Genomic DNA, 2,271 nt, shown 5'->3' on the forward strand with positions numbered 1-2,271 from the left:
CGAAATAAAAGCGTTTTAATTGAGGCGGATGGATTGATGCCTAGTCATCTAAGCAAGATTCATCCAACAAAGAGTAAAACGCTTTTAGTCGAACCCTTTGGGCAGCGTTTGCTGCAAAAACAACCTTGAAAGATCAACAGGCCCTAGTATTAGCATGCAAGTTGCAGGTTAAACTCTACAATACTCATCGAGCAGTTGATTAACGCTAAGCTTATGGTTTTAAGATTAAGGGTTAGTTTTTGGCTTAGTGAAAACAGAATCAATTAAGTCAGAAATTATAACTACTAACTTCTCAGTAAAATCAATTGAAAACCTCCTAGCCAATTTAGCTAAAACAAAAGTAAAAACATTGTCATTTCTATTAAGCAATCTCCTCTCTCTTTAACTATAGTTTTTTGCTTATAGCTTGCTTTATTACACTGCTTATTGATGTAGCTTAAATTATCAATAGCGAAACTCGCATAACAAGGTGGTTTGGGTATAGAATATCGGCCACTTTATTATATCTGTCTTTATATAGACGTTTTTGAAATAGGTCAGTGTTCCATTATGACAACTAAGACGCGTTTTGCTCCTAGCCCAACAGGCTTTTTACATGTAGGTGGTGCTCGTACAGCACTTTATTCTTGGCTTTATGCCCGTGCAAACCAAGGCGAGTTTGTTTTACGTGTAGAAGATACTGATATTGAACGTTCAACTCCTGAAGCTTGCGCAGCAATTCTTGAAGGAATGGAATGGTTAGGCCTTACTTGGGACGAAGGTCCTTATTACCAAACTAAACGTTTCGATCGTTACAACGAAATCATCGCTCAAATGCTAGAAGAAGGCACTGCTTATAAGTGTTACTGTTCTCGTGAGCGTATTGAAGCAATGCGTGAAGAACAAGCAGCGAATGGCGAATCACAAAAATATGATGGCCGCTGTCGCGATCTTGAGCCTCGTGATACCGACGAGCCATTTGTTATTCGTTTCAAAAACCCTATCGAAGGTAGTGTTGTGTTTGATGATCACGTACGTGGTCGTATCGAATTTGCTAATGACACATTAGATGACTTAATTATTGCCCGTACAGAAGGTACACCGACTTACAACTTCTGTGTTGTTGTTGATGACTGGGATATGGGGATTACTTGCGTTGTTCGTGGTGAAGATCATATCAACAACACCCCACGCCAAATCAACATTCTTAAAGCATTAGGTGCACCAGTACCAGAATATGCCCATGTATCGATGATTTTAGGTGATGACGGCGCTAAATTGTCAAAACGCCATGGCGCAGTTGGCGTTATGCAGTACCGTGATGATGGTTATTTACCAGAAGCACTACTTAATTACCTCGTTCGTTTAGGTTGGTCACATGGCGACCAAGAAGTTTTCTCTATGGAAGAAATGATTTCGTTATTTAAACTAGACGATATCAATAAAGCCGCTTCTGCCTTTAATACAGAAAAACTGAATTGGTTAAACCAACACTACATTAAGGAACTTGCTCCAGAATATGTAGCAACGCATCTTCAATGGCACATGGATGACCAAAAAATTGATACTGCAAACGGCCCAGCATTACCTGAAGTCGTTACTGCATTAGCAGAAAGAGCGAAAACACTTAAAGATCTCGCCGCTTCTAGCCGTTACTTCTATGAAGATTTCGAAGCATTCGACGAAAATGCCGCTAAAAAGCATTTGCGTGGCGTTGCTATGGAACCTTTAAAGCTTATCCAACAAAAAATTTCTGCATTACCAGAGTGGACAGTTGAAGCAATTCATCAAGCAATTGAAGATACAGCTGCAGAACTTGAAGTGGGTATGGGTAAAGTCGGAATGCCTTTGCGTGTAGCGGTTACAGGCGCTGGCATGTCTCCTGCTGTAGATTTAACCATATTTTTAGTTGGAAAGGCTCGTTGCGAACAAAGAATATCCAAAGCGATTGATTTTGTAGCAGATAGAATAAATTCTTAAAAAACGAGTTGACACTTTTGGGCAGGCTGCATAGAATGCGCCTCGCAGTTGAGACACAACGTGATTATTTATCGCAGCATGTCCAAATGCATTAAGTATAGTTGAGGGGCTATAGCTCAGCTGGGAGAGCGCTTCGCTGGCAGCGAAGAGGTCCACGGTTCGATCCCGTGTAGCTCCACCAATTATACTTAAATCAAAGCGTTAAGTTTTAGCCTACAGAACTTAATGAGTATTCACTCTTTGCAGAGTCTAATGCAGTCCGGGTCCCCTTCGTCTAGAGGCCTAGGACACCGCCCTTTCACGGCGGTAACA

General features: G+C 41.1%; 1 protein-coding gene and 1 tRNA gene. Both read left to right on the top strand.

Going from position 1 to position 2,271, the window contains the following annotated elements:
- Positions 1–549 precede the first annotated feature (549 nt).
- Positions 550–1,959 (top strand): glutamate--tRNA ligase, encoded by a 1,410-nt coding sequence (gltX, locus tag L2735_RS19800; protein WP_248986305.1) that lies wholly within the window; start codon positions 550–552, stop codon positions 1,957–1,959.
- Positions 1,960–2,064: 105 nt separating this feature from the next.
- A tRNA-Ala gene (locus L2735_RS19805) sits at positions 2,065–2,140 on the top strand.
- Positions 2,141–2,271: the final 131 nt, after the last annotated feature.

Origin of the sequence: Shewanella olleyana (assembly GCF_023283825.1) — a bacterium.
GTDB classification, from domain to species: domain Bacteria; phylum Pseudomonadota; class Gammaproteobacteria; order Enterobacterales; family Shewanellaceae; genus Shewanella; species Shewanella olleyana.

Excerpts from the sequence above, each read along its gene's own strand:
- gltX (WP_248986305.1), top strand. The coding sequence starts at position 550 with ATGACAACTAAGACGCGTTTTGCTCCTAGCCCAACAGGCTTTTTACAT.